This is a genomic window from Geodermatophilus sp. SYSU D00705 (genome assembly GCF_054050135.1).
Map to the genome: position 1 here is coordinate 115,064 of NZ_JBJGYT010000008.1, position 17,631 is coordinate 132,694.

Here is a 17,631-nt window from a genome sequence, read left to right on the forward strand (position 1 = left end):
AACGGCGGAGGGCCCGGGGAGCCACCGCTCCCCGGGCCCTCCGCCCGATCCACCCCTCCCGGTGCGTCAGCGCCGCCGGCGGCGGACCTTGCGCACCTCGCTGACCAGCAGGGCCACGCCGGCGCCGATCAGCACCAGCCACAGCAGGCCCCCGTCGTCGAACAGGTCGAAGGGGAACACCGCGCCGGCCATGAGCGAGACGGCCAGGACGACGAACACCAGGCCGGGGACCAGCGCGGTGAGGTCGATGCCCCGGCGCGGTGCCGGCGGGGGCGGTGGGTCCTCGACCGGCAGCGGCGTGATGTCACCGAACGCGTGCTCCTGCCAGGCGGTGGGCGTCGTCGGGAACTCGCTGTAGTCAGGCACGGTCCACCTCCACGTCGCCGATGCCGGCGTTGATGGTCAGCACGATCTCGGGGTCCCCGTCGCCGGTCCAGGGGCTGGACCCGGTGCCGGCGTGGTAGCCGTCGACCACGCCGTCGCCGAAGACGTCGACGTCACCGATGCCGCTGGACACCTGCACCCGGACGTCGGCGGAGCGGGGGATGAGCACGTCCACGTCGCCGACCCCGGCGTCCACGCGGGTGGTGATCGGGCCGTCGAGGTCCGAGAGGTCGACGTCGGTGAGGTCGAGCACCGCGTCACCGACGCCGAGGTGGTACTCGGGACGGACGTCGGCGGCGGTCAGCGGCCGGTAGGTGCGGTCGCCGACGCCGTCGTCGAGGTCCCGCCACGGCTCGGCGGACACGACCATGAGCGCCACCGAGAGCAGGGCGCCCAGCGCGATCAGGCCGCCCTTGGCCCGCCGTCCGCCGGTGAACGCCGCCGCGACCAGCCCCAGGCCGACCACCAGGAGCGCCGGCCCGAGGATGAACCGCGGGTCGATCGACCAGTCGGTGAACCGGCTGACCAGCACGAGCGTGCCGACGACGATGAGCAGGCCCGCCAGCGTGATGCCCGGGACCGGCGAGCGCGGACCGCGGTCGGCCCGCTCCCAGCGGCGGCCGTACCCCGCGGGGCCGCCCGGCCCGGCCGGCATGAACAGCCACAGCACGAGGTAGACGGGGATGCCGGGGCCGGCGATGGCCAGGGCGACGAAGCCGACCCGCCACAGCAGCGCGTCGATGCCGGAGTACTCGGCCAGGCCGCCGGAGACGCCACCGATGACCTTGTCGGTGCGGCTGCGCCGCAGCGGCGGGCGGACCGGCGGACCCGACGGGGGCGGCGGGTACTCCGCCATCGGCGGGTCGGACGGTGGGGGAGCGGGGGGTGCCGGGGGAGGAGGTGGTGCCGATGTCATGCGACGAGCCTGCGCCGCGGCGCCGCCCGGGGACATCAGGGAAGGCCCCCAATCGACCCTGGTCCGGTACTCCAGGGTGATCACCGGTGTGACGCGACGACCTGCGGTGCGACGATCGACAGCGTGACGACGACTGCCCTCGTGCCGCAGCGCCCGCCGCTGGCACGCCCGCGGTCGGGCCGGCTGCTGGCCGGTGTCGCCGCGGGCACGGCGGTGCACCTGCGGCTGGACCCGCTCGCCGTCCGCATCGGCTTCGTGGTCCTCGCGGTCACGGGCGTCGGTGTCATCGCCTACGCGCTGCTGTGGTTCTTCATGCCCGTCGCGGACGTCGACGTCGTCCCCGAGGAGCGCGACCCGGCCACCGAGCCCAGTCGCCGGCAGACCCTCGGCCTCACCCTGCTCGGGTTCGGCGGGCTGGTGCTGGTCACCAACCTGGCCACCTGGGGCAACAACGACCTCGTCGTCCCCCTGGTCCTGGTGGGTGCCGGGCTGGCGGTCATCTGGCGGCAGCTGGACACCGACCGCACCCTGTCCCGGCCCGGCGTCCCGTGGGTGCTCGCCGGTGGCATCGCCCTGGGCGCCGCCGGGCTGGTGCTGCTGCTGGCCACGACCGGGCAGCTGGCCAACGCCCGCAACGGCTTCGCCGCCACCCTGGTGATCCTCGTGGGCGTCGCGCTGGCCACCGCCCCGCTGTGGCGCCGGCTGCTCGCCTCCCGCGAGGCGGAGCGCACCGCGCGGGTGCGCTCGGAGGAGCGGGCCGCGGTCGCCGCCCACCTGCACGACTCGGTGCTGCAGACCCTCGCGCTGATCCAGCGCCACGCCGAGGACCCGAAGGCCGTGGCCCGGCTGGCCCGCAGCCAGGAGCGCGAGCTGCGCACCTGGCTCTACGAGCCGGAGAAGGCCGCCGGGGGCACCTGGGCGGCGCTGGTCGAGGGCATGGTCGCCGAGGTGGAGGCCGACCACGCGCTGACCGTCGAGTCGGTCGTCGTCGGGGACGCGCCGGTCGACGACGCGCTCGCCGCCCTCGGCGCGGCCACCAAGGAGGCCCTGGTCAACGCGGCCAAGCACTCCGGTGCGACGTCGGCGGACCTCTACACCGAGGTGACGCCGCAGCGCGTCGAGGTGTTCGTCCGCGACCGGGGCGCCGGGTTCGACCCGGGTGAGGTGCCCGCCGACCGGCGCGGGCTGCGGGACTCCGTCACCGGGCGCCTGGCCCGCGTGGGCGGGACGGCGACGGTGCGCTCCGCGCCGGGGGAGGGGACCGAGGTCGAGATGTACCTGCCGAGGGAGGCCGCGTGAGCGAGGTGCGGGGGCCGCGCGTCTTCCTGGTCGACGACCACGCGATGGTGCGGTCGGGCGTGCGCACCGAGCTGGGCGACGCCGTGACGGTCGTCGGGGAGGCCGCCGACGTCGCGGGCGCGGTCGAGGGCATCCGGGCCACGACGCCCGACGTCGTGCTGCTCGACGTCCACCTGCCCGGCGGCGGCGGCCACGCGGTGCTCGAGACGCTGCGGGCGGAGCTGCCGGCGGTGCGCTGGCTGGCGCTGTCGGTCTCCGATGCCGCCGAGGACGTCATCGCCGTCATCCGGGCCGGCGCCCGGGGTTACGTCACCAAGACCATCTCCGGGCCCGACCTGCGCGACGCCGTGCACCGGGTCGCCGACGGGGACGTGGTGTTCAGCCCGCGGCTGGCCGGCTTCGTGCTCGACGCCTTCGCCGCGACCTCGGCGTCCGCTCCCGCGCCGTCGGAGGACCCGGCCACCGACCCCGGGCTGGACCTGCTCAGCGCCCGCGAGCGGGAGGTGATGCAGCTGCTGGCCCGCGGCTACACCTACCGCGAGATCGGCTCACGGCTGTTCATCTCGGTGAAGACCGTGGAGTCCCACGCGTCCAACGTGCTGCGCAAGCTGCAGTTGTCCAACCGCAACGAGCTCACCCGCTGGGCGGCGACCAACCGCTTGTTGTGACGTGGCGCTGCAGGCGCAACAGCCGTGGCTCATGCGAAGTGGCTCTTGTAGATGACGCCGTGGACGCCGACGGTCCGGTCGACCACCTGCGAAACCTCGAAGTCGGCCGCCGCCGAGAGGTAGGCGTAGGCGACCGTCCGATCCATGCCGAGGTCGGTCTCCAGGAAGTCGAGGGCGTTGACCACGGCGCGCCGCGCGGCGACGTCGAGGTCGACGAACTGCCCGTCGCGGTACCCGTCGGGGTCGGACAGCCCGATCGGCAGCCAGGCGTCCGGTGACTCGCCGAACGGGTACCGGAAGGCCACCGACGGGGCGGTCCCGTCGCCCGGCTTGCAGACCGTCAGCCGGAACGTGAGCCGCAGGGACCCCTCCAGGGCGGTCAGCGCCACCTCGCCGTGCCCCATCGACATGTGCGGGTCGCCCACCGAGAACAGGGCTCCCTCGGCGACCACCGGCACGTAGAACGCCGAGCCGACGTTCAGGCGGCGGATGTCGATGTTGCCGCCGCCGACGGTCGGCGGGATGGAGTTCACCAGCGGGTCGTTCAGAGCCGGCGCGTCGGGCACGGTGGCCACGGCCATGAGCCCGGCGAAGCAGTCGACCGGCCAGGAGACCCGGCGACCGGCCGCGCCGACCGGCATCCACGCGCGGGTCTCCCCACTCCGGGCCCGCTCCAGCGGCGTGAACACCGAGACGTTGCCGTACCGCGCCGGGTCACCGGTGGCGCGCCCGTCGGTCTCGACCGGCGGCATGACCTCGGCCTCGGTGATCCCGCCCTCCGGGCCCACCAGCTGGCGGGCCAGCGCGCCCTTGCCGTGCCGGCTGGAGACCACGCCGTAGGGCACCCGGGGCAGCGCGGTGAGCGGCTCGATCTTCAGCACGTCGCCGGGCTGTGCGCCGTCCACGAAGACCGGACCGGTGACGACGTGCGGCCCGTCGGCGTCGAAGTCGCGCACGTGCTTGGCGTACCCGGACGCGATGGCGACCGCGTCGTCCAGCACCTGCTCGCGGGGGACGCCGTTGCCGCCGAACCAGGCCACGGGGTCGCGGCCCTGGTCCTCGAGGATGCCCTCGTGGCTCACCGTGTCGACGGTGACCGTGCTGCCCGAGCGGACGCGGGCCACGGGCGCGTCACCGACGCGGGGCAGGTAGCCCCAGAGCACCTCGTCCGGCAGGGAGGAGACGTACACCTCGCCGTCGACGGGTCCCTGACCGGGCTGCAGGACCTCGCCGGGCAGGCGGGTGCGCGGCGTCGCGGCCGCGGGCGACGCCGTGACCAGACCCGTCCCCAGCGCGGCGCCGGCGGCCAGCGCGGCCTGGACGAACGTGCGCCGGCCGATGCCGCGCTCGACGACCTCCGCGGCGGTGGCGGGGTCGGGCCGGCCGGTTTGCGGCGTGGTCTGCGTCATGTGGTTCTCCCGTCCGTGGGGTGCTGGCCGGACGAGTCGAACGAACCGCTGGTTACGCCTGTGGAACTCGTGTTCCGTCGGGGTTTCCGGACGCGCGGCGGTTGCTCAGCGTCAGGCCGTGTGGACGACGTGGAAGGCCTCGGCGAGCCGGCCCGCGGGGAGGCCGAATCGGGCCGCGGTCTGCCGCATCCAGCCGCCGACGAACTCCTCGAGGTCGTCGCGGTGGCTGACCTGGGTGACGTGGCTCTTCAGGGCGGCGAACTTGAGCTCCACCACGTCGGTGACGTCGACGGCGTGGTCGGCGCGCGGGCTGGCGGTCAGCCACACCTCGTCGACCGTCCAGGCCTCGAGCCCCTCCTCGGCGAGCAGCTCCGGGAAGGCGAAGGGGTTGCGGGCGTCGGGGTAGACCGCCCGCATCGTCGACTCGCCGACGGTCATGTGGTCCGGGTGGCTGGCCCCGACCCGCTCCCAGAACCGTTCGGGGGAGCTGGTGAGCACCCGCTGCGGCCGGACCTCCCGGATGACCCGGCTGATGTCGCGGCGCAGGTCGAGGGTGAGCTCCAGCCGCCCGTCGGGGTAGCCGAGGAAGCGGACGTCCTTGACCCCGCACACCGCCGCGGCAGCCTCCTGCTCGGCCCGCCGCAGCGGACCCATCTGCTCCCGCGGCGTCTCGTCGAAGCCGCCGGCGTCGCCGTCGGTGACGATGAGGTAGGTGACCTCGGTGCCGGCCGCCGTCCAGGTCGCGACGGTCCCGGAGCTGCCGAAGTCGACGTCGTCGGGGTGGGCGAGCACACACAGGACGCGGTCGACGTGCTCGGCGGGACGGAAGGGCTGCGCGGAGGTCACCCGCCGGAGCCTAGGTGGCGCCCCGTCAGCTCGGGAAAACGCGTCCGGCAGCGGGTGGGACACACCGCCGCGGGGGTTCCGTCCGGATCCGGTCCGGAGCACCCTGACGGGCCGCGGGGGACGGTTCGCGGCGGCCCGCGCCGGCGGGTCGGCCAGGGGAGGAGCGGACATGGACCCGGACTTCGAGAAGGCCCTGCAGCGGACGGCGGACGCGCTGGCGGCGATCGGTGCCGGCGACCCGGCCCCGTACGCGGCGCTGTGGCTGCGGTCGGACGACGTCACCCTGTTCGGCGCCTGGGGGCCGATCGAGAAGGGCCACGCCGACGTGACGAGCACGTTCGAGTGGGTGGGCAGCCGGTTCAGCGACGGGGCGCTCACACCCACCAACGACGTCGTCCACGTGGACGGCGACCTCGCCTGCACGGTCGGTTCCGAGCACGGCCTGGTCCGGGTCGACGGCGGGGAGCGGCGGCCGATGACGCTGCGGGTCACCCACTTCTACCGGCGGGTGGACGGCGAGTGGTGGCTGACCCACCGCCACGCGGACTTCCCGCCCATGGACCCGCGCCGCGGGTGACGCCTGGAGCCCAGAGGCGGCCGCGGGTGGCGCGTGGAGCTCAGAGGCGGCCGCGGCCCTGGCGCAGAAGCATCATGCCGAGGGTCGCGCCGTCGCGGCCGAGCGCCTCCTGGAACCGGGCGAGCACCTGCTGCTCGCGCGACAGCGACAGGCGGGTGCCGCCCGCGGCCCGGCGCAGCTCACCGATCTGCTGAGACACGGCCAGCCGGCGCTGCACCAGCGCGATGATCTCCGCGTCGCAGGAGTCGATCTCCTCGCGCAGGTCGGCGATGCGCGCGTCGGCGTCGGCGGCGGTGGGGAGCGTGGCGGTCATGGGGTGTTCCTCCGGGGCGGGCGGGAGGCCGTCGGACCCCGGGAACGAGAAACGCCCCGGGCTCCTCGGGCCCGGGGCGTCTGTTGCGGCGTGTGCTCAGCCAGCGGTGACGGACACCGGATCCCGGTGGCCGTAGTAAAAGCTGAGCGCGGTGAGCACGTCGAGGAGTGTGCCACGACGGCGTCGGTGATCGCCAGCGGGTCCCCGGCCGGTGCGCCGTCCGTTCCCGGCGGCCGGGGACCGTCACCCGACCGAACTACAGTGGTGTCGTCATGAACCCACCCCACGAAAACGCTCCGCTGGCGCTCCTCGTTTCCGCGGGGTCCCCGGGATGAGCGTCCAGCAGGCCCTCCCCGGTACCGCCGCCCTCCAGCGCTCCGCCTCCGGCTCGGTGGGCCGGGAACTGGACCGCATGCTCGCCGGGCTCAACGGCCCGCAGCGGCAGGCCGTCGTCCACGAGGGCGGTCCGCTGCTCATCGTCGCCGGCGCCGGGTCGGGCAAGACTCGCGTGCTCACCCACCGGGTGGCCTACCTGCTCGGCGCCCGCGGGGCGCAGCCGGGCGAGGTCCTCGCGATCACCTTCACCAACAAGGCCGCCGGCGAGATGAAGGAGCGCGTGGCCGCGCTCGTCGGCCCGCGGGCCCGGGCCATGTGGGTGTCGACGTTCCACTCGATGTGCGTGCGCATCCTGCGCGCCGAGGCCGGCAAGCTCGGTATGAAGTCGTCGTTCACGATCTACGACCAGGGCGACTCGGTCCGGCTGATGACGATGGTCGCCCGCGACCTCGACCTCGACGCCAAGCGCTACCCGGGCCGCAGCCTCGCCGCCCAGGTGTCGAACCTGAAGAACGAGCTGATCGACGAGGAGAGCTACGTCCCGGGGACGGCGCCGGAGAAGGTGCTCGCCGAGGCCTACCGGCTCTACCAGCGGCGGCTGCGCGAGGCGCACGCCATGGACTTCGACGACCTGATCATGACGACGGTCCACCTGCTGCAGGCCTTCCCGGACGTCGCCGAGCACTACCGCCGCCGGTTCCGCCACGTGCTGGTCGACGAGTACCAGGACACCAACCACGCCCAGTACGTGCTGGTCCGCGAGCTGGTGGGGCCGGAGGGCGGCGCCGTCCCGCCGGCCGAGCTGTGCGTGGTCGGTGACGCCGACCAGTCGATCTACGCCTTCCGTGGCGCCACGATCCGCAACATCGACGAGTTCGAGCGCGACTACCCCCAGGCCACGACGATCCTTCTGGAGCAGAACTACCGCTCCACGCAGCGCATCCTCAAGGCGGCCAACCAGGTCATCGCGAAGAACACCGGCCGGCGTCCGAAGAACCTCTGGACCGACGCCGGCGACGGCGAGCTGATCGAGGGCTACGTCGCCGAGAACGAGCACGACGAGGCCGCCTGGGTCGCCGAGCAGATCGACGCGCTGGTCGACGAGGGCAAGGCCAAGCCCAAGGACATCGCGGTCTTCTACCGGACCAACAACGCCTCCCGTGTCTTCGAGGAGGTGTTCATCCGCGTCGGCATGCCCTACAAGGTCGTCGGCGGGGTGCGCTTCTACGAGCGCAAGGAGGTCCGCGACGCGCTGGCCTACCTCAAGGTCGTCGCCAACCCGGCCGACGTGGTGAGCCTGCGGCGGGTCATCAACGTGCCCAAGCGGGGCATCGGCGAGAAGGCCGAGTCCTGCATCGAGACCTTCGCCGACCGCGAGCGCATCGCCTTCGCCAGCGCGCTGCGCCGCTGCTCGGAGGTCCACACCCTCGCGCCGCGGTCGCTCAAGGCGATCCAGGAGTTCGTCGCCCTGCTGGAGGAGTTCGAGAACCTCGTCGAGACCGGCTCCGGCCCCGCCGCGCTGCTGGAGAGCATCCTCGACCGCACCGGCTACCTCGCCGAGCTGCAGGCCAGCACCGACCCCCAGGACGAGGGCCGCGTCGACAACCTCAACGAGCTCATCTCCGTGGCCGCCGAGTTCGAGGCGGCCAACCCGGGCGGCTCGGTCACCGACTTCCTCGAGCAGGTGTCGCTGGTGGCCGACGCCGACCAGATCCCCGTCGCCGGGGACGAGGCGGGCGTCGTCACGATGATGACCCTGCACACCGCCAAGGGCTTGGAGTTCCCCGTCGTCTTCCTCACCGGCATGGAGGACGGCGTCTTCCCGCACCTGCGGGCGCTGGGCGACCCGCGGGAGCTGGAGGAGGAGCGGCGGCTGGCCTACGTCGGCATCACCCGCGCGCAGCAGCGGCTGTTCATCTCCCGCGCCACGGTGCGCACCAGCTGGGGGCAGCCGGCCTACAACCCGCCGTCCCGGTTCCTCGACGAGATGCCGTCGGACACCGTGCAGTGGGCGGGCAAGGAGCCGGCTCCCGCGCCGAGCACCGGGTACCGCCCCGCGCAGACGCGGGTGGCCGCCACCGGGCTGTCCACCGGCGGGCTGCGGGGCGGCGCGGGCAACCGGCCGGTCATCGCCGTCGAGGTGGGCGACCGGGTCAGCCACGACGCGTTCGGGCTGGGCACGGTCGTGGAGGTCACCGGCGCCGGCGACAAGGCCCAGGCGACCGTGGACTTCGGCTCGGGCGGCACCAAGCGCCTCGTCCTGCGCTACGCCCCGCTCGTCAAGCTCTGACACCGCGGTCGTCCGGACCGCACCGGGCGGTGCTCTGCGGGCGTTCTCCCCGCACTGCGGGTCCTGTGGCGCCCGCAGAGCGCGAGGAACACCCGTAGAGCGCTGGAGCGGGCACCGGGCGCCGACGATCGGGCCACGTGGCCGCGGTCGTCGTCCGGGAGGACGACGGATCAGAGGGAGGCGCCGCGCTCGGCGAGGAAGTCCTGCGGGTCGATGGGGCGGCCGCTCATGCCGCCGCGGTGGATCTCGTAGTGCAGGTGCGGCCCGGTGGACTGGCCCTCGTTGCCGACCTTGGCGATCTGGTCGCCGGCGTGCACGAGGTCCCCGGCCGACACCGAGTAGTAGCGCATGTGCCCGTAGATGTGGACGTTGCCGTCGGCGTCCTGGATGTAGACCGCGTTGCCGTACCCGGAGGCGCGGCCGGCGCGGATGACGACGCCGTCGGTGGCGGCCACGATCGGCGTGCCGAGGGGCCCGGCCAGGTCGATGCCGTAGTGCATGGTGCCCCAGCGCTGGCAGAAGCAGGTGGTGAGCCGGCCCTGCGTCGGCAGCACGGTGCGCGGGGTGCGCGCGGCGCGGGAGGCGGCGAGCTCGCCCAGGCGGGCCTGGGCCTCGGCCTCGGTGATGCCGCGGCGCACGCCGGCGTCCTCCATGTCGCCGCTGAGCCCGATGTCCGAGGCGGTGCCGAGGCCGTACTCGGCCGCGCTGACCGCGACGTCGGTGGCCGAGTCGCCCATCGTGGTGGGGAGGGCCGCGACGACGGCGCCCACGACCAGCGCGGCCAGCCACAGGGGGCCGCGCTTGCCGGGCGGCCGGGGCAGGCTGCGGCGGCGGGCCGGCGGGGTGTCGTCGCTGGGCTGAGACGGCGCGGTCGCGGGGGCGGCGGGCGGCTGCGGGACGACGGCGGCGCGCGGTGCCGGGATGACGGGAGCGGCCGGCTCGTGGTCGGTCCCCGGTCGCTCGAGCAGTGCGGGCTGCGGAGTCACGGAGCACCTCCTTGGGGGAGCGACCCTCCCGAGCGGTCGCCGCGAGGGCGGTCCGTCGGGGGAGCGACGGTGGCTCGGGAGTCCGGGTGGACGCCCACCGGTGGGTACCGGCGCCGTGATCGGACCGTAACGATGCGTCAGGTCGCCACGGGTCAGCGACACCCCTGTGTCGCCTTGTCTGCAACCGCTGAGGCGGATGTGACGGACGGGACCGCCGGTGCCCACGCGTCGGGCGGGGTGCCGACCGGCCGGACGACGGCGCGCGGCAGCGCGACGGGCGGTGCGGGTGGGGGAGGTGGTGCCGGCCTCAGGCGACGGCGGCCGGCGCGGAGGCGGGGATCGTGTCGGGACGTCGCACCCCGGCGAGCGTGGCCGCGACCTCGTCGACCACGCCGCGGTGGAACGGCAGGGACATGTGGCCGATCCCGCGGACGAGCACGTTGCGGGCCATCAGGTCCGGGTGGTCGCACCGGCCGGCCTGGGTCGGCAGCACCACCTGGTCGAGGTCGCTGTAGATCGCGGTGACCGGCGTGCGGACGCCCGGCGCCGGCTCGGCCAGCTCCTGCAGCACCGGTGACCCCGGGCGGAGCTGGCGTACCAGCGGGGTGGGCACCAGGTGCGCGAGCAGCGACCCCTGGTGCGGCGTCCCCAGGGTCACGAGCGACTCGACCCGCCGGTCACCGCCCTGGCGCTGCACGTGGTAGCGGGCGATCAGCCCGCCGAGGCTGTGCCCGACGACGTGTACTCGCTCGTGGCCGGTCTGCTCGCAGAGGTGGTCGAGGTGGTTCCCGAGGGCCCGCGCACCGCGGGCGACGTCGGTGAGCAGGGGGCTGTAGTTCCACGAGCAGACGTGGGCGAAGCCGCGGCGGCGCAGGCTGCGGCGCATCACGGCGAAGATCGAGTGGTTGTCCACGAGGCCGTGGACGAGGACGACCGGGATGCGCGCGGCGAGCGGGTCGGCGGCGAACAGTGCCCGGACGCCGGGGGGCTGCTCACCGGGCCGGCATCGCGGATCCAGCCGCAGCGGCTCGGTGCGCGTGCCCAGCGGGTACATGAGGACGTGGGCCCCGACGAGCGCGAGCTCGGTGATCCCCCCGGTGAGGGCCGCGCGGGTGACGAGGCTGCGCAACGGGTTCAGTGGCGTCCGCGAGCCGGGGCCGCGGGTGTGCGAGTCTGGTTCGGACTCCGGGTCGCCGAGTGGGTGCATCTCCACGTCCCTCCCCGTTCGTGACCGCCGGCGGAGCCCGGGTCCGACGTTCGCCGGCGGTGCAGTCGACTCCAGACATGCCCGGTTAACCGGACGGTAAAGCTGATGTGTGGCATTCGTCACACGTACGTGCCGGGGCGACGGAGATCGACACCGGTTCGTGACCGACTCGACGAAGGGGGAACGGTGGCCGCCCGAGATGGCTCCACCCGCGACCGCGACACCGGCGGGCGGGGTGCTCCCTCCCGTGACCGGAGCGCCGGCCGGGGGAGCGACTCCGCCCGCCGTGCCGCGTCCGCGCGACGCACGGGACCGCGCCGTCCGTCGGACCGGCCCGTCTCGGCCACCGGCGCGGCCGACGGGCTCGTCGTCGGTGCCACGCCGCCCGGGGCGCGGCTGGCCGGCGCCCTGCTGGTGCTGGCCGGGCTGGCCGGTGTGGTGGCGCTGTTCCCGACCTACCTGGTGGTGGGCGGGCAGGAGGTCTCCCAGGCCGGCGGGCTCGGCAGCGTGCTGCTCGGACTGGTCGTGCCGCTGACCTCGGCCGCGACGGGGGCCGGCCTCGCGGCGGGCCGGGTGCCCCGGTTCGGGCTGGCCTACGCCGGCGTGGCCGGCGCCCTCGCCGTCGGCCTCCTGCTCATCGAGCTGTACCGCGGCCAGGCGTCGACCGTGCGTCCCGGTATGGAGGTGATCGCCGGCCGGTGGGTGCTGACCAGCTCGGTCGAGATCGGCGCCGGCTGGGTCCTCGGCGTCGTCGCCCTCGGGCTCACCGTGCTCGCGGGTACGGTGGCCGCCGCGGCGTGGGGGCGCACGGTCATGGAGGACGCCGGCTCGCTGGACCCGGCCCGTCCGGGACTGGCCGCTCTCGCGGTGCTGCTCGGGGTCGGCACGGTGCTCTGCCTGGTGCTGCCGGCGGCCGACGTCCCCGACCGCCTGGTCACCGATCCCACGACGGGGTTGCAGACCGTGGTCGAGCAGGACGGGCCGCAGGGGCTGCTCGAGCGGCCCGGGCTGGCGCTGCTCGGCGGGCTCCTGCTGGCCGGCGCCGTCGTCCTCGGCTCGGTGCTGGCGCCCTCGCTGCGGCCGCGCCTGGCCGCCGTCGGCGGGCTGCTGGCCATCGCCGCCGTCGTCCTGACCGCCGGGCTCGCCGGCCTGCGCGACGCGGCGGTCTCCGACGAGCTGGAGTGGACGCTGCCGGGCGCGGGGCTGCTGGTCGCCGGCCTCGGGTACGGGGTCCTCACCGTCCTGGCGTGGCGGCTGCGCCGCACCACCCCGCGGGCCGCCTGACCCGGCTGCCACCCCGCCGGGTGAGGCGGCCGGACGCCGCCCGCCGGCCGGCTGCCACGGAGCTGACCAGCGCGGTCGTCCGGGCGGGGGTCACGGGGGGTTCCCGGCCTTCCGTCCAGGGGTGTGTGAGACCGACCACGCCCTCCGCCGTGGAGGCGACGGCGGCATTCCGCGGGGGTTACGGTGCCTGTTCGTGGATCTCTTCGAGTACCAGGCCCGTGACCTGTTGGCCTCTCACGGCGTGCCCGTGCTGCCCGGCGGTGTCGCCGAGACCCCCGAGCAGGCGGAGGCGATCGCGCGGGAGATCGCCGCTCCCGTCGTCGTCAAGGCGCAGGTCAAGGTGGGGGGCCGCGGCAAGGCCGGCGGCGTCAAGCTCGCCGACGACCCCGAGACCGCCAAGGCGCGCGCCCAGGACATCCTCGGCCTGGACATCAAGGGCCACATCACCCACCGCGTGATGGTGGCGCAGGCCAGCGACATCGCCGAGGAGTACTACTTCTCCTACCTCCTCGACCGCGCCAACCGCACCTTCCTGGCCATGGCCAGCGTCGAGGGCGGCATGGAGATCGAGCAGCTCGCCGTCGAGCGCCCCGAGGCCCTCGCCCGCATCCCCGTGGACGCCACGGTCGGCGTCGACACCGCCAAGGCCACCGAGATCGTCGACGCGGCCGGGTTCCCCGCCGAGGTCCGCGACCAGGTCATCGCGATCGCCGTCCAGCTGTGGGACGTGTTCTCCAAGGAGGACGCCACCCTGGTCGAGGTCAACCCGCTGGCGAAGGCGCCCGACGGCACCGTGCTCGCCCTCGACGCGAAGGTGACCCTCGACGACAACGCCGGCTTCCGGCACACCGAGCACGCCGCGCTCGAGGACGCCGCCTCCGCCGACCCGCTGGAGGCCGCGGCCAAGGAGAAGGACCTCAACTACGTCAAGCTCGACGGCGAGGTCGGCATCATCGGCAACGGCGCCGGGCTCGTGATGAGCACCCTGGACGTCGTCGCCTACGCCGGTGAGGAGTTCGGTGGCGTCAAGCCCGCCAACTTCCTCGACATCGGCGGTGGCGCGTCCGCGGAGGTCATGGCCAACGGCCTGCACATCATCCTGTCCGACCCCGCCGTGAAGAGCGTGTTCGTCAACGTCTTCGGCGGCATCACCGCCTGCGACGCCGTCGCCAACGGCATCGTGAGCGCCCTCGGCCTGCTGGGCGACGAGGCGACCAAGCCGCTGGTCGTCCGGCTCGACGGCAACAACGTGGAGGAGGGCCGGCGGATCCTCGCCGAGGCCGACCACCCGCTGGTGACCCTGGTGGACACGATGGACGGCGCCGCGCGCCGGGCCGCCGAGCTCGCCGCCGCCTGAACCACCGACCGGACAGGACAGCTACAGAGATGTCGATCTTCCTCAACGAGAACAGCAAGGTCATCGTCCAGGGCATGACCGGCTCCGAGGGGCGCAAGCACACCCAGCGCATGCTGGCCTCGGGGACGGCGATCGTCGGTGGCGTGAACCCGAAGAAGGCCGGCCAGAGCGTCGACTTCGACGGCACCGGCGTCCCGGTGTTCGGCTCCGTCGCCGAGGCGATGAAGGAGACCGGCGCCGACGTCAGCGTCATCTTCGTGCCCCCGGCCGGCGCCAAGAACGCCGTGATCGAGGCCGTCGACGCCCAGATCGGGCTCGCCGTCGTCATCACCGAGGGCATCCCGGTGCACGACTCGACCTACTTCTGGGCCCACGCGCAGGGTGGCTCGACCCGGATCATCGGTCCGAACTGCCCCGGCCTGATCAGCCCCGGCCGCTCGAACGCCGGCATCATCCCGGCCAACATCACCAAGCAGGGCAAGATCGGGCTGGTCAGCAAGTCCGGCACGCTGACCTACCAGATGATGTACGAGCTCCGGGACATCGGCTTCTCCACCTGCGTCGGCATCGGTGGCGACCCGGTCATCGGCACCACGCACATCGACTGCCTCCAGGCCTTCCAGGAGGACCCGGAGACCGAGGCCATCGTGATGATCGGTGAGATCGGTGGGGACGCCGAGGAGCGGGCCGCCGACTTCATCAAGGCCAACGTCACCAAGCCGGTCGTCGGCTACGTCGCCGGGTTCACCGCCCCCGAGGGCAAGACCATGGGCCACGCCGGCGCCATCGTCTCGGGCTCGGCCGGCACCGCGCAGGCCAAGCAGGAGGCCCTCGAGGCCGCCGGCGTCCGCGTGGGCAAGACGCCGTCGGAGACCGCCCGCCTCATGCGGGAGATCGTCGGCGCCTGAAGGAGGACCACCCTTCCTCCCACGCCTCGCAGGCCCGGCGTGGGTCCCTGAAGGATGGCCGTTCCAGCACGTCACCTGCTGCCCGGCGATCTCGTACGAGGTCGCCGGGCAGCGGCGTCCCCGGGGCTCGGTAGCGTTCACCACGGGTGAGGCGAGGTGCGCCACGGTTGCACCGGCGCCTCCCGCGCGCCGACGATGCGGGAAGTGATCGAGCCACTACTGAGGAGCGCCCCGCGATGACCAGTCAGCCTCCGCCCCCGGGCGAGCAGGGACAGCCGGGGTACGGCTCCCAGCCGGGGCAGGAGCCGCGGCACGGGGAGCAGTCCGGCTCCGGGCACGACCCCCGCCCCGGTCAGCAGCCCCCGCCCTCCGGGTACGGGCAACAGCAGCCGGGCGGCCAGCCGCCCTACGGTCAGCAGCCGCAGTTCGGGCAGCCCCAGTACGGGCAGCCCCAGTACGGGCAGCCCCAGTACGGGCAGCCCCAGTACGGGCAACCCCAGTACGGGCAGCAGCCCCAGTACGGGCAGCCGCCCTACGGCCAGCAGCCCTACCCGCCGCAGGCCGGCTACGGCCAGCAGCCCCACGGCCAGCCGTCCTACGTCCAGCCGTACGGGCAGCCGCCCTACGGCGGGCAGCCGGGCCATGCGCCGAACCCCTACGCGCAGCAACCCGGCTACGGCCGGCCGCCGTACGGGCAGGATCCCTACGGCCGGCCGGGCGGGCCCGGCGCCTCCGTGGGCTTCGACCTCGGGAGGCTCCGGCTGGCCGACTACGTCATCGCCGGGGGCACGCTGCTGTTCCTCGTGCTGGCGTTCCTTCCCTGGTACCAGATCGACGACGCCTTCTTCGGGTCCGACATCAGCTTCAGCGGCTGGCAGTCCGGCCAGGTCACGACGGCGGTCTTCCTCTTCCTGCTCGCCACGGTGTGGGCGCTGCTGCCGGCGTTCGTCGACCTCCGGCTCGGCTTCCCGCGCTCGGCCATCACGGTCGGCCTCGCGGCGCTGGGCTTCCTGTTCGCGCTGCTGGGGTGGCTGGACTCCTTCAGCGAGGGCTTCTCGTTCTCCGTCTGGGCACTGCTGGGCTTCCTCGCCGCGGCCGCGGTCCTCGTGTTCGCCGTCCTCCGGCTGCTGCCGGAGCTGCGCCACCGCCCAGCCTCCGGCGGGGGGCCGGCCGACGCCACGCGGTGGACCGACCAGCAGGCACCGCAGTTCGGGGGCCAGCAGTTCGGCGGGCAGCAGGGCGCGCCCGGCCGGCCGTCGTACGGGTACCCGGCCCAGCAGCAGCCGTACGGCCAGCAGCCGCCCTACGGCCAGCCGCCGCAGGGTCCGGGTGCAGGCCAGCCGCCCGCCGGCCAGGCCCAGGAGCGCCGCGTGCCCCCGCCGCCGCCCCCGCCGTCCGCGCAGCCCGGGTCCGGTGCGGGCCCGGGTGGGCCCGGCGGGTCCACCGCCTCCGGCAGCGAGTCCGGTCCGAACCCGGGCCACGGCTGACCGAGACGCACCTCTCACCCCGGCGAGGGCCGGTGACCTGCGGGTCGCCGGCCCTCGCCGCCTTTGTGGGGCCGGGTTGGGCGCGGATCGCGGCGATCGTGGTCCGGCCTTGCGAGAGTGGAGCCGTGGTCTCCCTGCTCGCACGCCTGACGCTGCCCGGGCAGCGGGAGTCGGGCGCCGGCCTCCTGCGGCACCCCGCCGTGCTCGCCGCCGTGGCCGCCGTGGCGGTCTCCCTGCTCGGCCTGCTCGGGCTCGGCCTCGCCGTGGTCGTCGTGCAGACGCTCGACCCCGCCGGCGGTCTGCCGGTCGCGGGCTCGGCGCGGCTGGCCGGCCGGCTGTGGCTGCTCGCCCAGGGCGGCGGGCTCGTGCTCGGCTCCGGGCCGCTGGTGCTCGCCCCGCTGCTGCTCACCCTCGCCATCGCGTGGGGCCTGTCCAGCGCCGGCCGGGGGGTGGTCCGCTCCTGCGACGTCGGTGAGGTGCGGGGCGCGGCCGCCGTCGTCGCCGGTCTCGCCGTCCCGCACGCCGTCGTCGCGCTCCTCCTGGCCCTCGCGGTGGACGACGCCGGCGCCCGGGTGGACTTGCTCCGCTGCCTCGTCGGTGCCGCGGTCCTCGCGGTCGTCGCCGCGGGGTGGGGGACGGCGCGGGAGTCCGGCGTCCTGGACCTCGTGCTCGACAGGCTGCCACCGCCCGTGCGATCCCTCCTGCGCGCGGTGCTCGCCGGGTTCCTCACCGCGCTCGCCCTCGGGCTGGCCGTGGTCGCCGTGGCGCTCGCCGCGGACGCCCGGGGCTACGCAACGCTCTCCGGCTCCCTCGGCGGCTCGGCGGCCGGCGCGGTCGGGCTGATCGCCCTGGGCGTCCTCCTGCTGCCCAACGCCGCGGCCGCCGCGATCGGGCTGGCCGCCGGCCCGGGCTTCGCGGTGGGCAGCGGCACCCTGGTGTCGGTGCACGGCGTCACCCTCGGGGCGGTGCCCGCGCTGCCCCTGCTGGCCGCCCTCCCCGACACGCAGGCGGTGCCGCTGGTGGCGTTCCTGTCGCAGGCGGTGCCGGCGCTGGCCGGCCTCGTCGCGGGGATCGCCCTCGGCCGGCGGTTCGGCGACAGCGGCGACGAGGGCGGCTCGGTCGTCGCCGGGCTGTGGGGCGTGCTCGCCGGCGTCCTCCTCGGGGTGGCGTGCGGTGTGCTCGCCTGGATCGGCGGCGGCTCGCTCGGCGACGCGGCACTGGCCGAGGTCGGGGCACCCGCGGTGGCCACCGCACTGGCCTTCGCCGTCCAGGCCGGCATGTCCGCAGCCGTCGGGGCGGCCGTCAGCCGCTGGCGGGCGCTGGCCTGAGCGGTCCGCCCGGAGGCGCGCGCCGGACCCGCGCCG

Annotated in this window: 16 protein-coding genes; 9 read left to right on the top strand and 7 right to left on the bottom strand. The window is 74.7% G+C overall.

All coding sequences use genetic code 11. The features are described from left to right. Positions 1-66 precede the first annotated feature (66 nt). Entirely contained in the window at positions 67-366 is a 300-nt protein-coding gene (locus ACI78Q_RS09005) for a hypothetical protein (protein WP_456922985.1), read from the bottom strand. Then, a complete protein-coding gene (locus tag ACI78Q_RS09010) occupies positions 359-1,240 on the bottom strand; it encodes a PspC domain-containing protein (RefSeq protein WP_456922986.1) in 882 nt (293 codons plus the stop codon). The genes ACI78Q_RS09005 and ACI78Q_RS09010 overlap by 8 nt, the downstream gene beginning before the upstream one ends. A gap of 183 nt (positions 1,241-1,423) precedes the next feature. On the opposite strand from ACI78Q_RS09010, the gene ACI78Q_RS09015 reads away from it, so the two are divergent. Together ACI78Q_RS09015 and ACI78Q_RS09020 are read left to right on the top strand one after the other, a co-directional pair. Beyond that, complete coding sequence (locus ACI78Q_RS09015) at positions 1,424-2,599, top strand: ATP-binding protein (protein ID WP_456922987.1); 1,176 nt, start codon at positions 1,424-1,426, stop codon at positions 2,597-2,599. Beyond that, positions 2,596-3,267, top strand: coding sequence for a response regulator (locus tag ACI78Q_RS09020; protein WP_456922988.1), 672 nt, complete (start codon positions 2,596-2,598; stop codon positions 3,265-3,267). The genes ACI78Q_RS09015 and ACI78Q_RS09020 overlap by 4 nt, the downstream gene beginning before the upstream one ends. Before the next feature lie 29 nt (positions 3,268-3,296). Here ACI78Q_RS09020 and ACI78Q_RS09025 read toward each other — a convergent pair whose 3' ends face one another. Both ACI78Q_RS09025 and ACI78Q_RS09030 read right to left on the bottom strand, forming a co-directional pair. Further along, on the bottom strand, positions 3,297-4,676 hold the full coding sequence (locus ACI78Q_RS09025) for an acetamidase/formamidase family protein (RefSeq protein WP_456922989.1): 1,380 nt from the start codon (positions 4,674-4,676) through the stop codon (positions 3,297-3,299). A 111-nt stretch (positions 4,677-4,787) separates the two neighbouring features. Next, on the bottom strand, positions 4,788-5,522 hold the full coding sequence (locus ACI78Q_RS09030; protein WP_456922990.1) for a PIG-L deacetylase family protein: 735 nt from the start codon (positions 5,520-5,522) through the stop codon (positions 4,788-4,790). A gap of 169 nt (positions 5,523-5,691) precedes the next feature. On the opposite strand from ACI78Q_RS09030, the gene ACI78Q_RS09035 reads away from it, so the two are divergent. After that, on the top strand, positions 5,692-6,099 hold the full coding sequence (locus ACI78Q_RS09035; protein WP_456922991.1) for a YybH family protein: 408 nt from the start codon (positions 5,692-5,694) through the stop codon (positions 6,097-6,099). A gap of 40 nt (positions 6,100-6,139) precedes the next feature. Here the strand turns inward: ACI78Q_RS09035 and ACI78Q_RS09040 are convergent, their stop codons facing one another. Beyond that, positions 6,140-6,412 (bottom strand): chorismate mutase, encoded by a 273-nt coding sequence (locus ACI78Q_RS09040; protein ID WP_456922992.1) that lies wholly within the window; start codon positions 6,410-6,412, stop codon positions 6,140-6,142. 331 nt (positions 6,413-6,743) lie between these two features. Between ACI78Q_RS09040 and pcrA the strand changes: the two genes are divergently transcribed. Beyond that, on the top strand, positions 6,744-9,038 hold the full coding sequence (gene pcrA / locus ACI78Q_RS09045) for a DNA helicase PcrA (protein WP_456922993.1): 2,295 nt from the start codon (positions 6,744-6,746) through the stop codon (positions 9,036-9,038). Positions 9,039-9,208: 170 nt separating this feature from the next. Here the strand turns inward: pcrA and ACI78Q_RS09050 are convergent, their stop codons facing one another. Continuing rightward, on the bottom strand, positions 9,209-10,024 hold the full coding sequence (locus ACI78Q_RS09050; RefSeq protein ID WP_456922994.1) for a M23 family metallopeptidase: 816 nt from the start codon (positions 10,022-10,024) through the stop codon (positions 9,209-9,211). Positions 10,025-10,331: 307 nt separating this feature from the next. After that, positions 10,332-11,231 carry an esterase/lipase family protein gene (locus ACI78Q_RS09055; protein WP_456923037.1) on the bottom strand — a complete coding sequence of 300 codons (900 nt, stop codon included), beginning with the start codon at positions 11,229-11,231 and terminating at the stop codon, positions 10,332-10,334. A gap of 186 nt (positions 11,232-11,417) precedes the next feature. Here ACI78Q_RS09055 and ACI78Q_RS09060 point away from each other — a divergent pair, with 186 nt between their 5' ends. The 5 genes from ACI78Q_RS09060 to ACI78Q_RS09080 all read left to right on the top strand — a co-directional run bounded on the left by ACI78Q_RS09060 (position 11,418) and on the right by ACI78Q_RS09080 (position 17,595). Beyond that, positions 11,418-12,515: a hypothetical protein gene (locus ACI78Q_RS09060; protein WP_456922995.1), complete on the top strand. Its 1,098-nt coding sequence runs from the start codon at positions 11,418-11,420 to the stop codon at positions 12,513-12,515. Positions 12,516-12,708: 193 nt separating this feature from the next. Then, positions 12,709-13,872, top strand: coding sequence for an ADP-forming succinate--CoA ligase subunit beta (gene sucC, locus ACI78Q_RS09065; protein ID WP_456922997.1), 1,164 nt, complete (start codon positions 12,709-12,711; stop codon positions 13,870-13,872). A 29-nt stretch (positions 13,873-13,901) separates the two neighbouring features. Continuing rightward, positions 13,902-14,780, top strand: a complete 879-nt coding sequence (gene sucD / locus ACI78Q_RS09070; protein WP_456922998.1) for a succinate--CoA ligase subunit alpha — start codon at positions 13,902-13,904, stop codon at positions 14,778-14,780. Between the two features lie 236 nt (positions 14,781-15,016). Beyond that, complete coding sequence (locus tag ACI78Q_RS09075) at positions 15,017-16,267, top strand: hypothetical protein (protein WP_456922999.1); 1,251 nt, start codon at positions 15,017-15,019, stop codon at positions 16,265-16,267. Positions 16,268-16,392: 125 nt separating this feature from the next. Next, positions 16,393-17,595 carry a cell division protein PerM gene (locus ACI78Q_RS09080; protein ID WP_456923000.1) on the top strand — a complete coding sequence of 401 codons (1,203 nt, stop codon included), beginning with the start codon at positions 16,393-16,395 and terminating at the stop codon, positions 17,593-17,595. Positions 17,596-17,631 lie beyond the last annotated feature (36 nt).

Bases quoted from the DNA above. Each gene is read 5' to 3' on its own strand.
- ACI78Q_RS09010 (WP_456922986.1), bottom strand. From the start codon at position 1,240: ATGGCGGAGTACCCGCCGCCCCCGTCGGGTCCGCCGGTCCGCCCGCCG.
- ACI78Q_RS09035 (WP_456922991.1), top strand. From the start codon at position 5,692: ATGGACCCGGACTTCGAGAAGGCCCTGCAGCGGACGGCGGACGCGCTG.
- ACI78Q_RS09055 (WP_456923037.1), bottom strand. From the start codon at position 11,231: ATGCACCCACTCGGCGACCCGGAGTCCGAACCAGACTCGCACACCCGC.
- ACI78Q_RS09075 (WP_456922999.1), top strand. From the start codon at position 15,017: ATGACCAGTCAGCCTCCGCCCCCGGGCGAGCAGGGACAGCCGGGGTAC.
- pcrA (WP_456922993.1), top strand. From the start codon at position 6,744: ATGAGCGTCCAGCAGGCCCTCCCCGGTACCGCCGCCCTCCAGCGCTCC.
- ACI78Q_RS09025 (WP_456922989.1), bottom strand. From the start codon at position 4,676: ATGACGCAGACCACGCCGCAAACCGGCCGGCCCGACCCCGCCACCGCC.
- sucD (WP_456922998.1), top strand. From the start codon at position 13,902: ATGTCGATCTTCCTCAACGAGAACAGCAAGGTCATCGTCCAGGGCATG.
- ACI78Q_RS09040 (WP_456922992.1), bottom strand. From the start codon at position 6,412: ATGACCGCCACGCTCCCCACCGCCGCCGACGCCGACGCGCGCATCGCC.